Here is a 21,430-nt window from a genome sequence, read left to right as displayed (position 1 = left end):
GACCAGAACGCTGCCGGTGCATTGTCTGGTCTGACAACCGGCCTGTGACGAGGTCGTAAGGTTCCGAACAGTCTGCCACTCCGAAATATCAGGACTTCGGCAGCAACGACAGAACCGTAAAACCAGACATTGATAATGTACTAGTCCTGATAGTCGACTTCGATGTAGCCATCCTTCACTCGAACATCTACTTCGTATTCACCGTAGTCATACTTGATCCGGGTGCCGTTTTTGCTGACTTTGACCTGCTCACACCCGCACGGTGGAACGCAGATTCGGATTGAAACACATTTCGGCTCACAGCACTGACAACAGTCACAGGCATCTTTGCAGGCACAGGGGTCCGGCACCTGGATGATCTTCGGAACGGCACATGGTGCTATTTCGTCATGGTCTTTGTATTTCACACACTGGAACAGTTCCACATCACCATCCGCAGGTTCAGGAACCGGCTCCAGATGGTGATCCAGTCCAAATGCCGTCTGACCCATCACCAGAGTCAGACAAATCGCCAGTAAATTTCTCATGATCTATCTCCTTTTTTGCTTCTACAACTGGTTAACAACGCATTTTCAGAAGATGTCAGTCCGGGAAACTGACCGTGTTCATATTGCAGAACTCACCCGTTCAATACAGCGATGTTACTTCCCTGATACTCTTTCCCCGAAATGGTTTGTCGTCAAGAACTCAATCCTGCTTTCCGTCGCGTAGCTGCAAATGCGCGACGTCTACGCCGAACCGGACAAGCATGGGGATCGTACGGCTCAGTGAATCCACTGAACAGACAGGGCAAATTGTGAAGCTTTTGGACAAAAAGTAAAAATAAAAAGTCTGTTAACAAAAACAGCATTATGGCCGTCTGGCGAGCCAGCAGGCTTTGGGTGAATGAACGGCATGCTGCAGACTGATCCGAAGTCAAACCTAGGCTGATCAGAAGCAACAGATGTTGATATTGGTAAGATTCCACACATACCGTACGATCAGTGGTATCCATCTCCTGATGTTGAGGCGATGCCACAGCGGATTTTGGAGCGGAGTTCGCACCACGTCATTCGTCATTCCTCTGATCCTGGACCCCGGTTGAAATGGACTTCAACGTACGGCCAGTTGGAAGAACCTGTGCATCCTCGGGCCAGGAGCTCCTTACCGGACAAGTTTGCTGGTCTGTGCTGATCGAGCTGGACGGGCGGGTCGTGAGAAAGGATTACTGCGATGAATCCTGGACGGGTCCGCCGGATGGAATGGTCGGATATTGGCAAAGTGTGGTGCCGGAACGTAACTCCGGCTCTGTCAACACATTCGATACAGACTCGTTGTTCGACTACTTCGTCCAGCTGTGCGAATCCCCAAATAAGATCGAACAGGATTATCAGTACGTTCTGGCTCTGTTGCTGATGCGTAAACGCCGTTTGCAGCTGGAGCAGTCGATACTCGTGGACGAACACCAGGTCATGCGTCTGATCGGGACCGGGGGCGAGGGACCATTTGAAGTGCTGGAACGGGATTTGTCCGGTGACCGAATTGAAGAGTTGCAGAATCAGTTATTTTCCGGTTCGGTGACATGACATCGGGCGGAAGCAGTCCGGGAGAAACAGTCGCCGGACTGTGAGGTCAGGGATGATCAGAAACACGTCAGTCATTTTGATCGCACTTTTGGGTTCGGGTTGCCAAGTTGGGTCATGGGCGCATCGACATACGGCTCCCGCTGATCCTCCTCTGCCTATGAACGTGTCGTGCGAGGACCTCATCGATCATCTCAATCAGCAGTCCGGAAACTTAAAGGCATGGCAATGTACAGACATGCGTCTGACGGCCCGGTTTCCTGGCGTGGTGCATGTTCCGGCAATGAAGGGAAACATAGCCTGCGAGTACCCCAACCGCTTTCATCTGACGGCAACAAGCCTGGTCGCATCAGCCGATATGGGAGCAAATTCAGAGTATTGCTGGTTTCAGAGTTCTCCTGGTCATCACGGCGTAATTTCCTGGCGGCACGAAGACTCGCACCTCCTGCAGGAACTTCCTTCGCAGGTTCAGGTTCCGTACATAGACCCGGACTGGTTAATGCTTGTACTGGGAGTGAAACAGCTTGACACAGATGACTATGTGCTGGAACGGACGTCTGATCCACTCGGCAAAGAATTGTGGCTCAGTTCGGTCCGGAAATCGAACGGGCAGAACGCTCATCGATATGTAATCAAAGTTGACCGGGAAAAACGCGTTGTTCGGGAACATATTGCATTCGATCGAAACGGGGCCGCGATTGTGAGGGCTCAACTCAGCAACCATCAGGACTTCAGCGGGCATTTGCTTCCACGAAGAGTCCGTCTGATACTTCCCGTAAGCGACACAGAGCTGACGCTGTCGTTTTCCAGAATCAACACGAATCCTTCAATCGATACCGCTCTGTGGGTCGTGCCCAGGGTTCCAAACGGTGAGAATCTTACCCTGCGGGAAATGGCCAGCCGCATACGAGTCGCCGGCACACAACAATCACCCGCCGATCGGCGTGCGCCGGGATCGATTTCGCTGCGTCCACCCGAGTTTCTGCAGACCCGGGACACGACTCAGACGGCATGGACTCAACCCGTATTTACAGTCGACGGAACACCGGCTGAACCGGACTGGTCCGATTCAGCAGATACATCCCCGTTTGAAGAAGCGGGTGACAGAACATCTCGGGCGCGCAGATTCCTCGGAATATTTCCGCTACCCCGACTTTTCCGGTGACAGGCACACGACATCGACGGAGATACAGTCGTGTAGACGAACCATACTGCCGATTTGGTGTCTACCCGCGGAACAGACGACTTCTTTCCGGATCGACCGTCAAAACTTTTCCACAAGCCAGGGAAAGTCTCTCGCTCTGTTGTTCCCCGTCAGATCCCCCTGATCCAGCCTCACAATTTGGTGAAATTTCGATTTTCCTGCGCTTTTATTGACGAGAAAAGACTGCGGGACAGAAACAATCGCGGCTGTATCAATCATCAAAGGACTGCCCGTTCGAGACGTCCGAAATGCAGACTGCTCCCGTTAAACCACTTAAACCGTGGTTTCAGACAATCAAAGATGTTGGTGATTCGCTCAACTGGTCGCGGTTCTTTGGCAACGACCGACCTGTGCAGCTCGACATCGGCTGCGGACGAGGACTGTTTACGGTCAACGCGTCTGAACGCCATCCGGAGACAAATTTTCTGGGAATCGAAGTTGATTATCGCGAAGGTCGCCGTGGTGCCATGAGACTCCTGAAACGGAATCAGCCAAATGCCCGTATTATTGGTGGCGACTGCAATATCGTCTTGTCAAAGTTGGTTCAGCCGGGATCTGTAGCGGCGGCTCATGTGTACTTCCCGGATCCTTGGTGGAAGAAGCGACATCACAAGCGCCGTCTGTTCACTGCAGGTTTCGTTGATCTGCTGGCAAGGGTTTTGGAAGACGGCGGTTGTGTCCATTCGTGGAGTGATGTGGCGGAATATTTTGAGGTAATTCAGCAGCTGATGAATGAACATTCTCAATTCGACACATTATCGCCACCTGCGGAACGTGAAGCCGAACACGACATGGACTACCAGACCAGTTTCGAACGCAAGAAAAGACAACTCGGACTGCCCATCTATCGCGGGCTTTGGCAGCGAATTGCCCGCTGACACGTTGGGATCAGTCTGCCAAATCAATTCCGGATTCCAGGGAATTGCGACTCGGCAATTGATCGATTTGCCGGTGCAACAAATACTGGCCATGTCAAAGACACCGCATATCCGGTTTGCATACGATTGATTCCCGGAAATCCGGCGGATACGGGAACCGTCCGAATTGTGCTTTCGATTCATAGGGAAAGACGTTTTATTTGTTAACGGCGTGCGTCTTACCAAACCGACAACGAATTCCCGACGCGCCGGGAATCACCACTCAAAATTGTTTGCGGCCGTGCCGCACTAGACATGGCTATGACCGAAACCCAAAAACATCTTCAGGATGTCAACATCGTCGGCACGATGCCACTGACATCACCAGCCAGTCTTAAGGCTGAGTTCCCGGTATCAGATGCAGCTGCGCAGATGGTTTACGATTCCCGCCAGACCATTGCCCGGATCCTGCGGGGAGAAGACCGTCGAATGATTGCAATCGTTGGTCCGTGTTCGATTCACAGTGAAAAAGTGGCAATGGAGTATGCGGAACGGCTACAGTCCGTGGCAGATGAGGTTCAGGAACAGATTGTCGTCGTGATGCGGGTCTATTTCGAAAAGCCGCGCACCACGACCGGGTGGAAAGGACTCATCAATGACCCGCACCTCAACGATACGTTCGACCTGCCCGCGGGCCTGAAACTCGGACGCAGAATTCTGCTAAACGTGGCCGAACTCGGCCTGCCGGCTGCCAGCGAAGTGCTTGAGCCCATCACGCCGCAGTACATTGCCGATTTGATTACGCTGGCATCAATTGGGGCGAGAACAACAGAATCACCAACGCACCGACAGATGGCCAGCGGCCTTTCAATGCCGGTCGGATTCAAAAACAGCACCGAAGGCAGTCTGGAAGTGGCTATCAATGCCATGCAGACAGCTCGGGCGGAACATCGATTTCTGGGCATGGACAACGACGGCAAGACATGTGTGGTGGAAACCCGAGGTAATTCGCTGGGACATCTGATTCTCCGAGGCGGGCGTACGGGACCGAATTACGACGAGGCCAGTCTGGCAGAAGCCAAACGCCTGTTGACTGAGACAGGACTGCCTCCCCGATTCGTCGTCGACTGCAGCCACGCCAACTCAAACAAGGACTACACAAAACAGCCGGCCGTCTGGAATGATGTGATTCGTCAGAGAGTCGTCGGTAACGAAACCATTGTTGGCCTGATGCTGGAAAGCAACCTGAATCCCGGAAAACAATCGCTGGACACGGACCTCTCGGGACTGGAATACGGTGTGTCCATCACCGACGGATGCATCAGCTTTGAATCAACCGCGCAGTTGTTGCGGTCCGCCTGTCAGGCACTCGCCGACGCATAAGACGGCGCTACGGCAGGTCACTGGATCCCGTCAGCCACCGATCAGCTTCGCGCGCAGCTCCTCGTCCTTCGTTGATCGCCCACACAACCAGACTTTGACCGCGGCGACAGTCACCGGCCGCAAAGACACCGTCCACACTGGTCGTGTATTGCTCATGTTCCGCTGTGAACCAGGACATGCCGCCCCGTCCCTCACGAATCCCAATGCCCAACTGTTCGCCAGGTCCGTTTTCCGGACCAAGGAACCCCATTGCCAGCAGCACCAGATCAGCCGGATATTCTTTCTCTGAACCCGAGATGGGGGAAAACGGGGGACCACCTTCCGTCGCCTGGTTCCAGTCGACCTGACAGGCTTTCAGAGCCCGGACGTGGCCATCATCGTCGCCAATGAATTCAATCGTCTGAGCACAGAACTCTCGTGGATCCTGCCCAAATTTTGCAGCAGCCTCTTCATGTCCATAATCGACGCGGAAGACCCGGGGCCATTCCGGCCACGGGTTATCATCAGGTCGTTCCGTCGACGGACGTTCAACAATTTCAAAGTTGACGAGACTTCTGCAGCCGTGCCGCAGAGAAGTACCCAGACAATCGGTGCCGGTATCACCCCCTCCAATGACCACAACATTCCTGTCCTTAGCACTGATGTAATTGCCGTCTTCAAGATTTGAATCGAGCAGACTGCAGGTATTCGGACGCAGAAAATCCATGGCATAGTGGATGCCCCTGAGTTCCCGACCTGGAATTGGCAGATCGCGGGGGCGGGTCGCTCCGGTACACAGCACAACGGCGTCGAAATCCCGCCGGAGTTGGTCAGCCTGAATGTCTTTACCGATTTCCGTATTGACGACGAAGGAAATACCTTCCTGTTCCAAAAGCTTCAGACGACGATTCACTACCTGTTCCTTATCGAGTTTCATGTTGGGGATACCGTACATCAACAATCCCCCAATTCGGTCGTCCCGTTCATAAACGGTGACCAGATGCCCCGCTTTGTTCAGTTGTGCTGCACAAGCCAGTCCGGCTGGTCCTGAACCAATAACGGCAACCGTTTTACCGCTTCGAACATCGGGAGGCCGGGGAACAATCCAGCCTTCTTCGAAACCACGATCAACAATTGCACATTCAATTGCCTTGATTGTGACGGGAGGTTCAATCACTCCCAGACAACAGGAACCTTCGCAGGGAGCGGGACAGACACGACCGGTGAATTCCGGAAAGTTGTTCGTCATGTGCAGACGATCCAGTGCTTCACGCCACTGGCCACGGTAAACCAGATCATTCCATTCGGGGATCAGGTTGTTAACGGGACAACCTGACGCCATATTTGACATCAATTCCCCGGTGTGGCAGAAAGGGACTCCGCAATCCATGCAGCGCGCACCCTGTCCCTGCAAATCCTCTGCGGGCATATAATCGTGAAATTCATTCCAGTCCAGGATGCGCAAAAGCGGGTCGCGATCCCCGGGAACCTTCCGTTCAATTTCCTTGAAGCCCGTTGGCTTGCCCATCGTCCATTCTTTCGTCAGTTGGTCGCATCAATGTATTGTGGTCTTCCTGTTACGCTGACCGCCATCGGCCCGCAAACAGGAACGCGTTTTGGCCGGAAGCAGCGTGAAGACGATACGTTCCGGCCCATGCATCTATCAGTTGAGTTGCTTCACACGTGGATCGGATCCGGTTTTACAATCGGCAACCATGCCGTTCAGTATTTCTATGTTGCCATCGTTGTTTCACTGGCCAGTTCTTCAAGAGCTTTCCTGTAGTCCACCGGCATAACCTTCACAAAATTACTCAGAGCTGTCTCCCAGTCGTTCAGAATACGGTCGGCAACTTCTGAACCCGTGTAGCGCCGGTGATTGGAGATCATTTGCCTGAGTTCATGTACGTCACCTTCTGCCTCCAAAGGTTCCAGTTCCACCAGTTCCAGATTGCAATTCATCAGAAACCTCTCATGCGGGTCATAGACGTATGCAACTCCCCCGGACATTCCAGCCGCGAAGTTCCGCCCGGTCGGGCCCAGTATGACAGCGCGCCCTCCCGTCATATATTCACAACCGTGATCACCGACACCTTCAATGACTGCCCAGGCACCGGAATTCCTGACACAGAACCGCTCTGCTGCAATTCCTCGCAAGTAGGCTTCTCCCCCTGTCGCGCCGTAAAGTGCGACATTGCCCACAATCACATTGTCCTCGGCGACAAAATCTGACGTCTTAGGCGGATAAACCACCAGTCGGCCGCCGGACAGCCCCTTTCCCGCGTAGTCATTGGCGTCACCTTCAACCTCAATCGTAACGCCCCGTGACAGCCAGGCTCCAACGCTCTGCCCGGCCGATCCGTTGACTTTGATGTGGATCGTATCGTCCGGCAATCCGTTTTCTCCGTGAGCGCGACTGACCTCATTACTGAGGATTGTGCCGAAGGCTCGATCGATGTTCTCGATGTGTGTATCGACTCTGACCGAAGTACCGGACTCAAGTGCCTCACGGCATTTCTCCAGTAATTCCATATCTCGAACATCTTCCAGACCGTGCTTCTGGTCGATCGTGCAGAACGTTTGAACATCCGGATGAAGTTTTTTCGCCGGCGTGAGGATAGCCGAAAGATCAATGCTCTTTGCTTTCCAGTGTGCAACGTCTTCGTCCAGCTCCAGCATGTCACTTCGACCGACCATTTCATTAATCGTACGGAAGCCCAGTTGGGCCATAATCCCGCGAGCTTCTTCTGCAACCATGAACAGATAGTTGACAACATGTTCCGGCTTCCCTCGAAATTTCTTCCGAAGCACCGGATCCTGCGTTGCAATTCCGACGGGACATGTATTCAAGTGGCACTTGCGCATCATAATGCAGCCGATCGTAATCAGCGGTGCTGTACTGAAGCCATACTCCTCGGCCCCCAGCAATGTTGCAACAACGACGTCACGACCGGTCTTGAGCTGTCCATCCGTCTGCAGACGTACTCGACTGCGCAGGTTGTTCATCACCAGCGTCTGATGAGTTTCTGCAATACCCAGTTCCCATGGCAGACCGGCATGCTTAATACTGGTCAATGGTGACGCACCAGTCCCACCTTCGCTTCCGGAAATCAGGATATTGTCGGCGTGCCCCTTCGCGACACCGGAGGCGATGGTGCCAACGCCCACTTCCGAAACCAGCTTGACACTGATGCGGGCCCGTCGATTGGCGTTCTTCAGATCATAAATCAGTTGAGCCAGGTCTTCGATCGAGTAAATGTCGTGATGTGGAGGTGGACTGATTAACCCGACACCGCGCGTCGACAGTCGCGTGTTGGCGATCACGTCGTCCACCTTGTGTCCCGGCAGTTCCCCTCCTTCACCTGGCTTTGCTCCCTGCGAAATCTTGATCTGCAGTTCGTCGCTGTTGGTGAGATACCAGCTGGTCACTCCAAAACGACCGCTGGCCACCTGTTTGATGGCCGAACGTTTACTATCCCCGTTATCCATTGGATTGAATCGTTCATACTTCTCACCGCCTTCACCGGTGTTACTCTTTCCGCCGATGCGATTCATAGCAATGGCAAGAGTTTCATGGGCTTCGGCTGAAATGGATCCGAAACTCATAGCACCGGTGCAAAATCGTTTAACAATCTCACTGGCAGGCTCAACTTCGCTGACCGGGACTGCCGCGCCGGACCTGAACTTCAACAATCCCCGAAGATGACAGGCTCGCGTGGTTTCACGGTTGACCAGAGTGCTGAAATCCACGTATGCGTTTTTGTCGCCGGATCGAGCAGCCTGCCGAATACGACCGATGGTATGCGGATTCCAGGCGTGTTTCTCGCCATTTCGCCGCCAGTGGAACAGACCAGGGTTCGACAGTTCCGCCGATTCACTCTCCGGATTTCCGGGATAACCGGAGTGATGTCTGATGAGGGATTCTTTTCCAAGGATATCGAAACCAACACCCTTAATTCGGCTGGCCGTTCCCGCAAATGCCAGGTCGATGACATCGTCCCTGAGACCCACGGCTTCGAAGATCTGAGCGCCCTTGTAACTGGCCAGGGTACTGATCCCCATCTTGGCCATCACCTTGAGCATTCCCTTGGCAACACCTTCGCGATACCGCTTCACAATAATTTTGTCTGTAAAATCGTCCGGCAGACGCCCGTCAACACGTGCCTGCCGCAGCGCATAAAGCGCCAGATACGGATTGACTGCGTCGGCACCAAATCCAATCAGCAGACAGAAGTGATGCACTTCACGCGCTTCACCGGATTCGACGACAATCCCGATTTGAGTGCGCTCTTCATGCCGGACCAGATGATGGTGCACCGCACCGCTCGCCAGCAGAGAACTCACGGGCACACGCTCCGGGCCAATTGCCCGGTCAGACAGGACAATCAGGCTGTAACCATCACGGATTGACTGCCGAGCTTCCTCACAAATCCTCTCAAGTGCGGGCCGCAGGCCGTCCGATCCCTCGGATCGATCGTACGTGATATCAATGACTCTTGATTTCCAGCCTCGATGGTCCATCGCACTGAGATCAGCCAGTTGCTGATTGCTGAGGATCGGATGCGGCACCACAAGACGGTGACACTGTTCCGCAGTGGTGTCCAGCAGATTGCCTTCGGGACCAATACAGCATTCAAGTGACATGATGATTTCTTCCCGGATCGAATCGATCGCCGGGTTCGTCACCTGGGCAAACAGCTGTCGGAAGTAATCATAGAGCATACGCGGCTGATCACTCAGGCAGGCCAGCGCTGCATCATTTCCCATGGAACCGATGGGATCTTTTTTTGCGTGAAGCAGCGGAATCAGCAGAAAATCAAGCGTTTCCGTGGTGTAACCAAACGCCTTCATTCGGTTAAACAGGTCCTGATCCTGATAGAAGACCGGTTTGGTACCTGCGGGAATTTCATCCGAAAGGATTCGGTTTTCTTCAAGCCACTGCCGATACGGGCGGCGTGATGCGACGTCTGACTTGAGTTCACCGTCATCGATGATTCGCCCCTGCTCAAAATCGACCAAAAACATGCGACCGGGCTGCAATCGTCCCTTGAAAGCCACATTCTCCGGCTCAACATCCAGTACGCCCACTTCACTGGCCATGACCACACGGTCATCTTTGGTCACATAAAATCGACTCGGACGCAGACCGTTTCGGTCCAGACTCGCCCCGATATACCTGCCGTCCGTGAACGACACCGACGCCGGACCGTCCCACGGCTCCTGGAGCGCCGAGTGATACTCATAAAATGCCCGCTTCTCTTCCGGCATGGACGGGTGATTCTGCCAGGCTTCCGGAATCATCATCATGACGACTTCCTGCAGCGTGCGACCGCTGTGGTAAAGCATTTCCATTGCATTGTCGAAACAGCCGGAATCAGATGTATGTGGTTCCACAATGGGAAACAGCTTCTCCAGTTCCTCCCCGAAAAGTTCGCTCTTCATTTTTCCCTGGCGCGCGAACATCCAGTTGCTGTTTCCCTTGAGAGTATTAATCTCGCCGTTGTGGGACATGAATCGCAGTGGCTGAGCACGATCCCAGCTGGGAAACGTATTAGTGGCAAACCGACTGTGAACCATCGCCAAATGACTCGTGTAGTCTTCGGCCTGCAGATCTCTGAAAAACGGAATCACCTGGAAGGATGTCAACATTCCTTTGTAAACGATGACCTTCGTCGACAGGGTACACACGTAAAACTGAAGTGCCTCTGTCAGGTCACTATTCCGCAACTGATGACTGGCTCGTTTCCGAATAATGAACAGCTGACGTTCGAGTGCCTCCTGGCCGATATCCTCGGCAGCGGCAACGAACAGCATTTCCATGAACGGTGCACATGCGCGGGCTGTCGTGCCGATATCGGCACCATCGTAATCAACAGGCACGTCCCGCCAGCCCAGCAGTGACTGTCCCTGTTCACTAATGATCTTCTCAACCGCTTTTTTACACGTTTTGCGCTCAGCGGAATTCTGCGGCAGGAATACGATGCCCGCACCGTAACGACCAGACTCAGGCAACTCCACGCCCATATCTTCCAGAGCGACGCGCTTCAAAAACTCGACCGGCAGCGCCGTGAGCATCCCCGCACCATCACCTGTGTTTTCTTCACAGCCACAGGCACCCCGGTGATCCATGTGCTTCAGAATTCGATCGGCATCCGTAATGATGGACCGGCTGCGCTGTCCCTTGATATGGGCAACGAAACCAACACCACAATTATCATGTTCATTTTTCGGATCGTACAGACCCTGTGCCGCCGGTGCGCCAAAGGGTGCACTGAATTGAGCGGGATACTCATTTCCTCGAATGTCTTCCATCGTGTCTTTTCCTGTTCAGTTAGCCCGGTCGTTATTCCGCCAAACAGAAACCGGACTGGTTGTTCTCAACCATCGGTACGCAGGGCGGCAGATATCGTCCGGACTCTGGTCGAAGGTCTGCAGTGCTGTCTTCAGACCGTCTTTTTGTGCTCTATCGAACGCGTTGACCAAAACGTCATGAACGTGTTTGGGGCAGGCTTAATGTTCGAACTGTGGAGTCGGCCCACCATATGACATCGTGTCAGCGACGAAGCGATTCACGGGAAGTGGGGAGAAGAACGTGCAACGAACGCTCCCGGATTTCCATCCCGGATCGACGGAGAAAATTCGCGCAATACAATTAAATTCAATTCTCACAGAGATTTTGAAGAAACCTGGTCTCATACGTCGTTGATCGGGACATTTGTCAATCGATTGTGATGCGTCAGGACACCGGTATCACCCGTATCCGACTCCGGAACCGGACATTTTCTCACGCAATGCAAAAATGGCAAGCTAGTGCCCCGTCCAGGTTAGGCATCGCCGCGTTAAATCGCAAGATGCCACGTACAATCTTTTCGATTCCTGCCATGACCGCGCAACCAGTTGGACGGATTGCGCAATCTTTTGCAGGGTAACAGGTTGCACCTATTATCGAACAATGCGGCTCAAACCCGGAACCTGTCCAGTGTTGCGCAAAAACCAGCAGCAAAGACCTCCCACATCATCCATATAGTTCGCTGTATCTGGTGCTAAGGCCCAATCCGTACACCTTAACTGCGGATTTCAGCCGTATCGAAGTTGTCTTCGATCGTCCATGCATCGGAAAAGTCCTGCGTTTTGGCCATTATCCTGCCCATTGAAGGATGCAGCAGCTGAACTGTCTTGATGTCGCGGCAGCCCCAAGCCCGGGGGATATCCTCGATCGAAATGACCTTGATGCCGGTTTTGGATACCAGGAAGTTGACCAGCCCCGCTTCGCCTGAGTGAACAGCACAGGCATTGGCACAGTGGTCACCGGATCGGAAAACATGAAATCACGGTCGCCGTCCGGCATGGCCGCCGAAATCGATCAACCTGCCCCAGAACGCTGGTCACTTTCGTAAACACCATCGGCCATTCGAAATGGCCGCGGTCGAAGATCGAAATCTGGCGTCGGTATCGGGCAGGTATTCGCCATTCACGTACACACGTATACGGTTCACATGTCGTTTATCAGCACAATGCGTTCGTGGACGGATGACCCCGGCCTCGTTGAAAATGAAAGATCCGCATAGTCTTCGGTGAGCAGAACCGGAAAACCGAAACGGGCCCCACCGACACATTCCGTGCACTCACAACCAGTTCCGACACTGAGATAAGCATCAGTCCTGACCGGGCTCGACGGCACCAAAATCAGTCAACGGGAAGCTCGTCGCGAGTGAACCGACTGTCGACCTCCCTCAACCGTTTCCTCAGACCATTTCCAGCCTGTAGTTGTTTCCGTCACTCACTTTTTCCGACGTTCACTTTCCGGACGTCGTGATTCACGGAGACCCGGAATCTGTTCGATCAGAGTGCGTTTCGCGCCCTCGTCTTTGCGTAGCAAAAAACCGTCGTAAAGTTCGCCGACAGCTGTGCGGGCTTCGTAGATCAGCTGCACACCGTCGATCCTGATGATCTGATACAATTGCGTATCCTCGGCAGCTCGCCGCATGAACGGTCGACGACCCAATTCATACATTTTTGGACCACTCACCGACACAACATAAACAGTCCCCGTATTCGGATCCTGATGAGAAACTCCCGTGATCAGGTTCACTTCAGCTGTCATCAGCTGAGAACGGGCGTACGTGTGGTCGTGACCCTGCAGAACAAGATCCACATGGTGTTTATCGATAACGGGTTGCCACAACTCGCGCAGACGGGGATTGTCACGGCCGGCGCTGGCCGAGTACATCGGATGATGGAACGTCATCACAGTCCACTGATTTGGATTGTCTGTCAGCACAGCATCCAGCCACTCCGCCTGCTCCTCGATCCTGTCATTCGAGTTCAGTGAGACGATCCGTGTTCCCTGGAAGTCAAACCAGTAGGCTGTCTCCCTGAGCCCGTCCGGACCATTTTGAGGAAACGCGAACTGAGGCTGCCAGTGAATAGAGAGACGACGTTGATCGGTATCTCCCACACGTCCGAATTCATGATTGCCAGGTGTCGCGACACACGGAGTGGATCGATGAATGAAGCCCCCCGCATAGAACCACTCACCCCACTCTGCATCGTTATCAGATCGGTTAATCAAATCACCTGCATGAAGAAAGAATGACGCCCTGGGAGCATCACGAAAGGCTCGCCGCACAACACGTGACCAGTGTGACTTCACGTCATTCTGAGCATCTCCAAAATACACAAAACTAAACGGTGCAGCTTCCGACGAGGCCGTCCGAAAATCAGCCCACTCGCTCCAGTTGGTCCCGTCACCGACACGGTACAGATACTCATGCTGAGGCTTCAGTCCCTGGAATGTCACAGTGTGCCTCAGCGAAGGTCCCAAATTCGTTTCCAGCGACTGCGATGAGGCGTCGATGGATTTGCTGCTGGTGACGAACTTCGGACCACCTTCCGCCGGAGCAATCTCAGCAACCGCCTGTCGGACCGTAGTGTCTGTGCGCCAGGTAACCGACATCGTGGTCGACGGATCGTCACTCCAGCTGATCACAATGCGGTCAGGTACGGCGCTGGGCTTCCACTGCTCTTCGACCGGAACAAGCGGCGTCACGCGAACGGACGACACCCGATCTTCTGCCCGTAATCCGACGGACACAAAAAGCAGCAGTACGATCAACACAGAAGACAGGAAAAATCGCATTGAGAAGGTCTTGCATGGGGCAGAAGCGATGGAAACCACGAGCAATGATGGTAGTCAGACTCTCCGAATGTTTTCGCCTGCTGAGATAACAAAAAACAAACTTAACGGATGTTGAGAAGCAGGACGCCAAACCTGAAAGGGGATCCGCAGCTACGAAGAAAACGATGCAGTCTGCACATCACCACCATAACCACTGCGGTCATGGATCAGCATATCGTCCGTCGCGAAAACAACCGCATTCCAGGCCGGTGCAATAGTGACCTGTTCGTGACGAATAAGGAAGATCGTTGCAAACAGCCCGTAACACCGGGGGGAGTCACGAGCATAACGATCGCTATTCTTTTTTATGCTCATCAGTGACGGACACACGCCGCACTGTAAATCCGGCTTCTCGCAGACCTTCGACTACGGATTCCTTTCCCAGCAAATGTGCGGTACCGACTGCCACGAAATGCACTTCACCAGGTTCCGCCTTCAGATTTGCCACGATCGCCCGGACCATACGGGCATTCCGCCTGATCAACAAAGTCTCGATCAACAAAGTTTTCAGATCCTCAGACATTTCAGGGCGATTTATTTCCTGCAGCAAATACTCCTGCAGAGCGTGGCTGTCTCCAGACGCATAAATTTTGACAAGCTGCTCAAGTGGGTGAATGCCGCCGGCATCGTCTGCATCCATCATGTCGAGCGATGCTTCAAGAAATTCGATTTGCTTTTCAATCGACAGATCCAGAAGCGGCTGAAGCTGGCGAGACGGGTCTTCCAGGCCTCCGGTCTTCTTACCAGCCTCACCAGCGGACATCTGAAGCTGCATGTCCATTGGAGCTGTACCCGGCCGGCTCATCTGAGCTTCAAGATTGGCCAAAACCAGTGGCCACATTACCACACGGAATTCCGGAAGAACGTTTCGCGTAAGCAACGGGCTGAGCTTCTTAAGCCGCCGATCGATCCGACCAACTGCGGATTTCGGAATTAAGGATTCAAGATGTCGGCCTGGCGGCAACGAAACTGCCCTGGTTTGAACAACATTGTCTTTTACAAAATCGATTTCAAACCAGACTGCTGAAGCAGAACCAAACGCCGAAAGCACAGCGGGGTGCAGCTTCGTAATGTTCGGATCATTGACATGGATCGTACCAAACAGATACGACGTAACACGGGAACCGGGCTCCCAAAATTCCCAGAGAAACGGCCGCTCGATCGTAACAGGCCCCTCATCCCTCGCTGACGCGGAAAGAGCCTGAAACAACAGAACGATCACCAGCCATAAAGGTCGTGCCATGATTTCGATCCTTAAGCCAGACACGATACGTTCGTAACACGAGAGATTCGTTTCACGGAAAATCCGAATCTACCGACAAAAAAAAACAGTGCAAGACAGGAATACGACCAACCCCCTGACGAAGGCGTCTCACGACAGGGGGATTGACAGAACGGTCCGGCATTCCGGAATCCTGGACATGCCGGGTGCAATGCCTGCCACGCAGCGTCCAGGATTTATCGGCAGAACATGTCGTTCCCCCGCCAGCGAGGCAAGCCACACAGGCAGGGACTGCGGAACCCTTACAGATCATTCGTATGATCTCCTGTCCAGACAACAGGCCGCACGATTTCACTATGATTCCCAATCGATGGACTGCCGGGGTCGACATTGAGTCGCACCGACCGGAGGCTACGATAACTAACCCGTAGTCAGGTCTTTCGCCAACTTAATTTTTAAGCCTCCGGATCGATTGGTTTGTCGTGAAAGCACTTTTGCTGTCGGAATACAAAAAGCTGGACCTCATTGAACTTCATCAGCCGGAAATCGGTGACGACGATGTCTTAATTCAGGTGCAGGCGTGCGGCATTTGTGGCAGTGATATCCACGGCTGGGACGGCAGCAGCGGACGTCGTGTCCCTCCACTTGTCATGGGGCATGAAGCGTCCGGTATTGTCGCTGCCGTCGGCAGCCGGGTGACAGATTTTGTGACAGGCGACCGTGTCACCTTCGATTCAATGGTTTCCTGTGGCAGCTGCTGGTTTTGCTCTCACGGCGACGCCAACCTGTGTGAGAACAGAATGGTGCTGGGAGTCTCATGCGGGGATTACCGCCGATACGGAGCCTTCGCCGAATTCATTTCTGTGCCGGCCCGCATTGTCTACCGTATTCCGGAAACCCTGTCGTTCGAACACGCCGCATTGATCGAAGCTGTCTCGGTCGCGGTTCACGCAGCCAATCGCACCCCGATCAGACTGGGCGACACAGCAGTTGTCGTTGGCAGCGGAATGATCGGACTGTTAGTCATTCAGGCCGTGCGTCTCGCCGGCTGCAGTCGCGTTATTGCTACGGATGTCAATGATCATCGACTGAACGTCGCACGTACTTTGGGTGCAGACTTCACAATCAATGCAGCAGACGAGGACGCTCCGGCGAAAATTCACGAACTGACACAGGGCCGAGGAGCAGATGTGGCAATGGAAGTGGTCGGTACGACGCCGACGATCAAATCCGCAATCGCCGGTACTCGCAAAGGTGGTTCCGTAACCCTGGTCGGCAACGTAACGCCGGAAATCGATCTACCGCTGCAGGACGTCGTCACCCGGGAACTGAGTCTTTACGGAACCTGTGGCTGCAATGGTGAATACCCGGCATGTATCGCACTTCTGGAAAGCGGTGCGATCCAGGTGGAACCTCTGATAACTGCCCGGGCTCCCCTTGAGGACGGAGCAGACTGGTTTCGCAGACTCTACGAAGGTGAACCGAACGCAATGAAGGTCCTGTTGTGTCCCCAACACGAGGGTTCCGCGGACTGAACCAGACTGACCGCATCGAACGACTGATGCACAGAGGCCCGGTTCCAGGTAGTTCCGTCTTAGTCAACAAACAGGGATCGCCAATGAAAATTGACCATATCGAAGTCATCACTTTGCGGTTCGAATACGAGAACGGGTACATCTATGCCGGGGGCCGGTGTTCGGCACGCGTGACCACCCTCGTACGGGTGCACACTGATACCGGTGATGTCGGACTTGGCTCCGGGTATTCCCATCCGGGACTTCTGCATCTGATTATTGAACGACAGCTGGCACCACTGCTGCTGGGTGAAGACCCAACCGATGTTGAGCGTCTGTGGGAGATGATGTATCAGGTCACCCGCTGGTACGGACGAAAAGGTGCCGCAGTGTCGGCCCTGGGCGCGCTGGATACAGCGTTTTGGGATCTGCGCGGAAAAAATCAGGACAAACCAGTGTGGTCACTGCTGGGTGGCGACCGGACAGCATGTCCGGCTTATGCCAGTGGATTACTGTGGAGTGACGTGGCAGACCTGAAACAGGAAGCGTTACGACACCGACAGCGGGGTTTCCGCCGAGCAAAAATGCGACTTGGCCGCGATCCGGAACTGGATGTTGCAGCTGTGCGAGCGGTGCACGGAATCCTCGGCGACGACAACGTTCTGGTCGATGGTTCAATGCGTTACAGCGTGGACACGGCCCGTCAACTTGCGGATGTTTTGGCGGAATGCAAAGTACTGTGGTTTGAAGAACCGTTCGAACCGGAGGATATTGATTCCTATGCAGCCCTCCGCGACGGTTGCCCCGTGCCTGTGGCTGCGGGCGAAAACGAATTCGGCTTCCAGGGTTTTCGCGAGCTGATCCGTGCCGGTGCTGTTGATATCGTTCAACCCGACGCCAGTCGCTGCGGAGGAATCAGTGAAGTCAGGCGCGTTGCCGAACTGGCCAAAACTGCCGGCCTGCGTGTGGCGCCTCATACGTGGAGCGACGCTGTCACCATCACCGCTAATGCTCATGTCGTTGCCTCGATCGACCACGGGCTTACAGTCGAGATGGACCAGACGGGCAATCCTTTTGTGGAACAACTGCTTGTCGAACCACCTGAAGTCCGCGATGGCCAGCTGACACTAAGTTCAGCGCCCGGTCTGGGAATCGAGTTGAATCAGTCGACAATTGACCGCTACCGCCTTGCAGATCCTCTGGAGATTCCTGACGGCCTGTACTCGGACATGGTCTTCGGCCGAAGTTTTCTTAACTGATGACGAAACCAGAACCACTGGGCATGGTGGTCTGTGATCACGCGGTGCTAAACAAGAGCTCATGACGGAACGCCACCGCGGAACCGTCCGTGTTGAAGAATTGCCAGGCCAGCGTGCGTGTGTACCGACCGGAGTACGGTCACCAACGCGATGGATCTGTACGGCAAGGAGGAGTGAGAACGGTCGTGTCCTCAATCATCTGAGAAACGAAATGATCAAACATCAATCTGTCCGCACAGTCGAGTCCTGACATAGCAACGGACCCACATAAAACCGGCAACAAAGGATGCTCACTTGTGCAGACGGTTAGAGGGGCGTTTCCAGAACAACCCGGAAGCCGACGCGATTGTCGCGGTAACCCGGCGGGCGAATGTGTTTGAATCGGTCTGACGATCGGCAACTTCTGATCTTGCTGCGCCAGCTGCCGCCCCGGTACACGTGGGTTGAACCCGATGGTGGCCCCACGGGATTCGTCACTGAGCCGCTCGAATAATCGCTCTTCCAGTCCTGGCACCACTCCCATACGTTTCCATGCATATCGTAGAGTCCCCAGGCGTTAGGCTGCTTCTTGCCAACCGACTGCGTGCTTCTGTCTGAGTTACCTTTGAACCACGCATAATCAGCGAGTTGCCCAGGGTCATCGTCAAAACTGAACGCAGTGGTGGTTCCAGCACGACACGCGTACTCCCATTCTGCCTCGCTAGGCAGCCGGTAAACTCGCCCGAATGACTTCTCGGCCGGGATCGCCGACAGCCTGCTGCAGAACTCTACAGCAGCTTCCCAGCTGACATTCTCAACCGGGTTCTTGGCCCGTCCCTTGAAGCTGCTCGGATTTGTCCCCGTCACTCGCTCATACTGCTGCTGTGTCACCTCATAGATCCCCAGGTAAAACGGGGAAGTCAGGGTCACTTCGTGTACGGGTCTTTCATCACTGTCGCCCGAAATCGATCCCATTTGGAATCTTCCCGCCGGCACCAACTTCAACGACATGCCGATCGAATTCACAATTACAGGATGTTTGTTCGGACTGCCGGCCGTGGACTCTGCAGGCAGGTCCAGTTGAACGTATGCATCACCACCCTCGGGCATCAGACTGACTTTCGACCTGTCCTCAGTCTCTACAGCACCCAAATCACCGGACCTGGAGACAAATTCTGACCTGTGTCCCGCCACCTCAGGTTCCGGATGCTCGATACCTTCGGGCGGATTACGGATGCCCCGGAACTCAGGTAGCTCATCGCCCGACCTGTCCAGGACGTCGACAATGGCTTCGGCACCCATTGATGGCCGAATCCAATACCCGACCGGAATCAGCAATACCGCGACAATAACAGCCACAGCGCCCGGAACCAGTTTGGCGGTCATATTTCGATGTCGTTCAGTCATCACTGCTGCCACTTGTTGCTCTTCGGAAAACCGGCGAATACCACAGCCCTACAATCCCGAACACGTCGGCAACTCGTTTCCTCGAGTGTCTGTTAAATTCGTTCAATCGCGGTATCTCGAACGACTTATTTTGTGAGTGCCCGAAGATCTGACTATGCCAAGAGGACTCGGGGCGCAACACTAACGCTCAGACTCTGCCAATTGACCCAACCCCAACCGTCGCCGCTCACACCAAACGACGCAAACCATAGCCAGAAATCACCCGGTCTTCGTGCCGAATGAAAAAGCATCTGCGATCAGGGCAAACCAGTCGAGCCTGATATGGCAGTCACTCAACCTTGATCGCAGCCAGTGGTTTCCTTCGGCTCCCGGAGGGACATCAAAACAGTGCCGATCAGCTCAACTGCGGGATCGTTGGAGCGTCGATTGAACGCAGGAGGTTTTCGTCCATCCTTTTGTCATTACGCAACGCATTACGGTCCAGAACACTGTCCATGATCGTTCCCAGCACGTGGGAGACACCGATTTGGTCGGAAGCCGGCATACTCGCAAGTCGATCGGAAGTGCCAATTACCTGTCCCATTGGCAAACCGCCTCCCGCAAAGGCCACCGAACACAAATTACCCCAGTGGTCCCGGCCTCCCTTGCGATTGATTCTCGGAGTCCGGCCCATTTCACCCATCATCACCAACAGAATTTTGTCGGTCAGTCCCCGTTGTTCAAGGTCCGTGATGAAGGCCGACACGGCATGATCAAGTGCAGAACCAAGACAGGGGATCCCGTCGACGATACCAAAGCGACCTCCGTGCATGTCCCAGCCGGTACTGCACACGGTCACGTAACCAGCGCCCGCTTCACACAGCCTGCGAGCCATCAGCAACTGCTTGCCCAGAGCCACGGGCGAATACTGCCAAATGTCAGGATTCTTTTTCTTCAGGACGCTTTCAGGAATCGTGCAATGACCGGTGTCATACATGGCCACTGTACGGGGATCTTCTTTTGAAAGGTCAAATGCGTCAGACACACCACCCAGCAGAACCGAGGTTGCCTGCTGCTCAGCCGTATTTGCTCCGGCAAGAACATCACTTGAATCCGCTTGCCGTTTCAGATGGTCCAAAGCAGTCAGTAGCGTCCGACGATCCTCAAACCGACCATCGGGCAGGTGCAGTTTCATATTCTCTACACCCTGACCACCAGAACCGGTACTGGGGTCAAACGGAGCGAAGGACGACCCAAGTTCACCAACCTGGGTGAATCGCTCGGGCCCCTTCCGGATGAAATCTTTGTATTCCTCGCCGGCCGAAGATGGCAGTAACAGCACATTGCGTGGCATACCCGTATGGGGATTATTATTGCCGGCCATTCGAGCGTACAGCGAACCCATGTTAGCTTCGGTTGAATTTCCACCAGAGGAAACCCAACGACTACCTGTCTTGTGACTGCTGATCCCACTCTGGAAAGAGCGTACAACGGCCAGTTTGTCAGCCATTCCGGCCAGTTTAGGAAAAGTCCCGCCAAACGTGACGCCGGGCAGCGATGTTTTGACCTCGCCGAACATTCCACGAATTTCGACAGGAGCCGTCATTTTTGGATCGAATGTCTCAATATGCGACGGCCCCCCCTGCAGCCACAGCAAGACCACCGAAACATCCTTCACGGCCCCGGCCTCAGCCTCAGCCGCCTTTAGTTCCATTAAACCGGGTAAGGAAAGTCCAGTAGCCCCTAAAGCTCCAACGCGAAACAACTCTCGTCGCGACACTCCTTCGCAGTCACGATTTTGCCCACTAAAGATTGAAAGCATTACATTACCTATATCGGTTAAAAGACTTAGGCCAGTTATAAAACTGGTCGCCCTTTAAACTGTTGATCGACCGCAACCGGCTATCACT

General features: G+C 54.0%; 14 protein-coding genes. 6 read left to right on the top strand and 8 right to left on the bottom strand.

Annotation, left to right across the window (positions count from 1 at the left end; translation table 11 throughout):
* Positions 1 to 140 precede the first annotated feature (140 nt).
* Positions 141 to 527 carry a hypothetical protein gene (locus tag MK110_15375; GenBank protein MCH2212683.1) on the bottom strand — a complete coding sequence of 129 codons (387 nt, stop codon included), beginning with the start codon at positions 525 to 527 and terminating at the stop codon, positions 141 to 143.
* A 666-nt stretch (positions 528 to 1,193) separates the two neighbouring features.
* On the opposite strand from MK110_15375, the gene MK110_15370 reads away from it, so the two are divergent.
* The 4 genes from MK110_15370 (at position 1,194) to MK110_15355 (ending at position 5,006) form a co-directional block, all read left to right on the top strand.
* Positions 1,194 to 1,565, top strand: a complete 372-nt coding sequence (locus MK110_15370; protein MCH2212682.1) for a hypothetical protein — start codon at positions 1,194 to 1,196, stop codon at positions 1,563 to 1,565.
* Positions 1,566 to 1,722: 157 nt separating this feature from the next.
* Positions 1,723 to 2,727: a hypothetical protein gene (locus tag MK110_15365; protein MCH2212681.1), complete on the top strand. Its 1,005-nt coding sequence runs from the start codon at positions 1,723 to 1,725 to the stop codon at positions 2,725 to 2,727.
* 287 nt (positions 2,728 to 3,014) lie between these two features.
* Positions 3,015 to 3,644: a tRNA (guanosine(46)-N7)-methyltransferase TrmB gene (gene trmB / locus MK110_15360; protein MCH2212680.1), complete on the top strand. Its 630-nt coding sequence runs from the start codon at positions 3,015 to 3,017 to the stop codon at positions 3,642 to 3,644.
* Between the two features lie 348 nt (positions 3,645 to 3,992).
* Positions 3,993 to 5,006: a 3-deoxy-7-phosphoheptulonate synthase gene (locus tag MK110_15355; protein MCH2212679.1), complete on the top strand. Its 1,014-nt coding sequence runs from the start codon at positions 3,993 to 3,995 to the stop codon at positions 5,004 to 5,006.
* A gap of 7 nt (positions 5,007 to 5,013) precedes the next feature.
* Here the strand turns inward: MK110_15355 and MK110_15350 are convergent, their stop codons facing one another.
* The 5 genes from MK110_15350 to MK110_15330 form a co-directional block, all read right to left on the bottom strand.
* A complete protein-coding gene (locus MK110_15350; protein MCH2212678.1) occupies positions 5,014 to 6,513 on the bottom strand; it encodes a glutamate synthase subunit beta in 1,500 nt (499 codons plus the stop codon).
* A 203-nt stretch (positions 6,514 to 6,716) separates the two neighbouring features.
* The gene (gene gltB / locus MK110_15345; GenBank protein MCH2212677.1) at positions 6,717 to 11,294 is read right to left on the bottom strand and encodes a glutamate synthase large subunit; all 4,578 of its coding nucleotides are present in this window, start codon (positions 11,292 to 11,294) and stop codon (positions 6,717 to 6,719) included.
* Positions 11,295 to 12,762: 1,468 nt separating this feature from the next.
* Positions 12,763 to 14,121 carry a metallophosphoesterase family protein gene (locus tag MK110_15340; GenBank protein ID MCH2212676.1) on the bottom strand — a complete coding sequence of 453 codons (1,359 nt, stop codon included), beginning with the start codon at positions 14,119 to 14,121 and terminating at the stop codon, positions 12,763 to 12,765.
* 150 nt (positions 14,122 to 14,271) lie between these two features.
* Complete coding sequence (locus MK110_15335) at positions 14,272 to 14,475, bottom strand: hypothetical protein (protein ID MCH2212675.1); 204 nt, start codon at positions 14,473 to 14,475, stop codon at positions 14,272 to 14,274.
* Positions 14,456 to 15,403, bottom strand: a complete 948-nt coding sequence (locus tag MK110_15330) for a TraB/GumN family protein (GenBank protein MCH2212674.1) — start codon at positions 15,401 to 15,403, stop codon at positions 14,456 to 14,458. The genes MK110_15335 and MK110_15330 overlap by 20 nt, the downstream gene beginning before the upstream one ends.
* Positions 15,404 to 15,864: 461 nt before the next feature.
* Between MK110_15330 and MK110_15325 the strand changes: the two genes are divergently transcribed.
* Entirely contained in the window at positions 15,865 to 16,917 is a 1,053-nt protein-coding gene (locus MK110_15325) for a galactitol-1-phosphate 5-dehydrogenase (protein MCH2212673.1), read from the top strand.
* A gap of 83 nt (positions 16,918 to 17,000) precedes the next feature.
* Positions 17,001 to 18,155: a mandelate racemase/muconate lactonizing enzyme family protein gene (locus tag MK110_15320; protein ID MCH2212672.1), complete on the top strand. Its 1,155-nt coding sequence runs from the start codon at positions 17,001 to 17,003 to the stop codon at positions 18,153 to 18,155.
* A gap of 306 nt (positions 18,156 to 18,461) precedes the next feature.
* Here the strand turns inward: MK110_15320 and MK110_15315 are convergent, their stop codons facing one another.
* Together MK110_15315 and MK110_15310 are read right to left on the bottom strand one after the other, a co-directional pair.
* On the bottom strand, positions 18,462 to 19,541 hold the full coding sequence (locus tag MK110_15315) for a formylglycine-generating enzyme family protein (GenBank protein MCH2212671.1): 1,080 nt from the start codon (positions 19,539 to 19,541) through the stop codon (positions 18,462 to 18,464).
* 394 nt (positions 19,542 to 19,935) lie between these two features.
* Positions 19,936 to 21,342: a DUF1501 domain-containing protein gene (locus tag MK110_15310; protein MCH2212670.1), complete on the bottom strand. Its 1,407-nt coding sequence runs from the start codon at positions 21,340 to 21,342 to the stop codon at positions 19,936 to 19,938.
* Positions 21,343 to 21,430: the final 88 nt, after the last annotated feature.

The sequence above is a fragment of the Fuerstiella sp. genome (genome assembly GCA_022447225.1).
Classification (GTDB): Bacteria; Planctomycetota; Planctomycetia; order Planctomycetales; family Planctomycetaceae; genus S139-18.
This window is presented reverse-complemented; position numbering and strand designations above follow the sequence as displayed.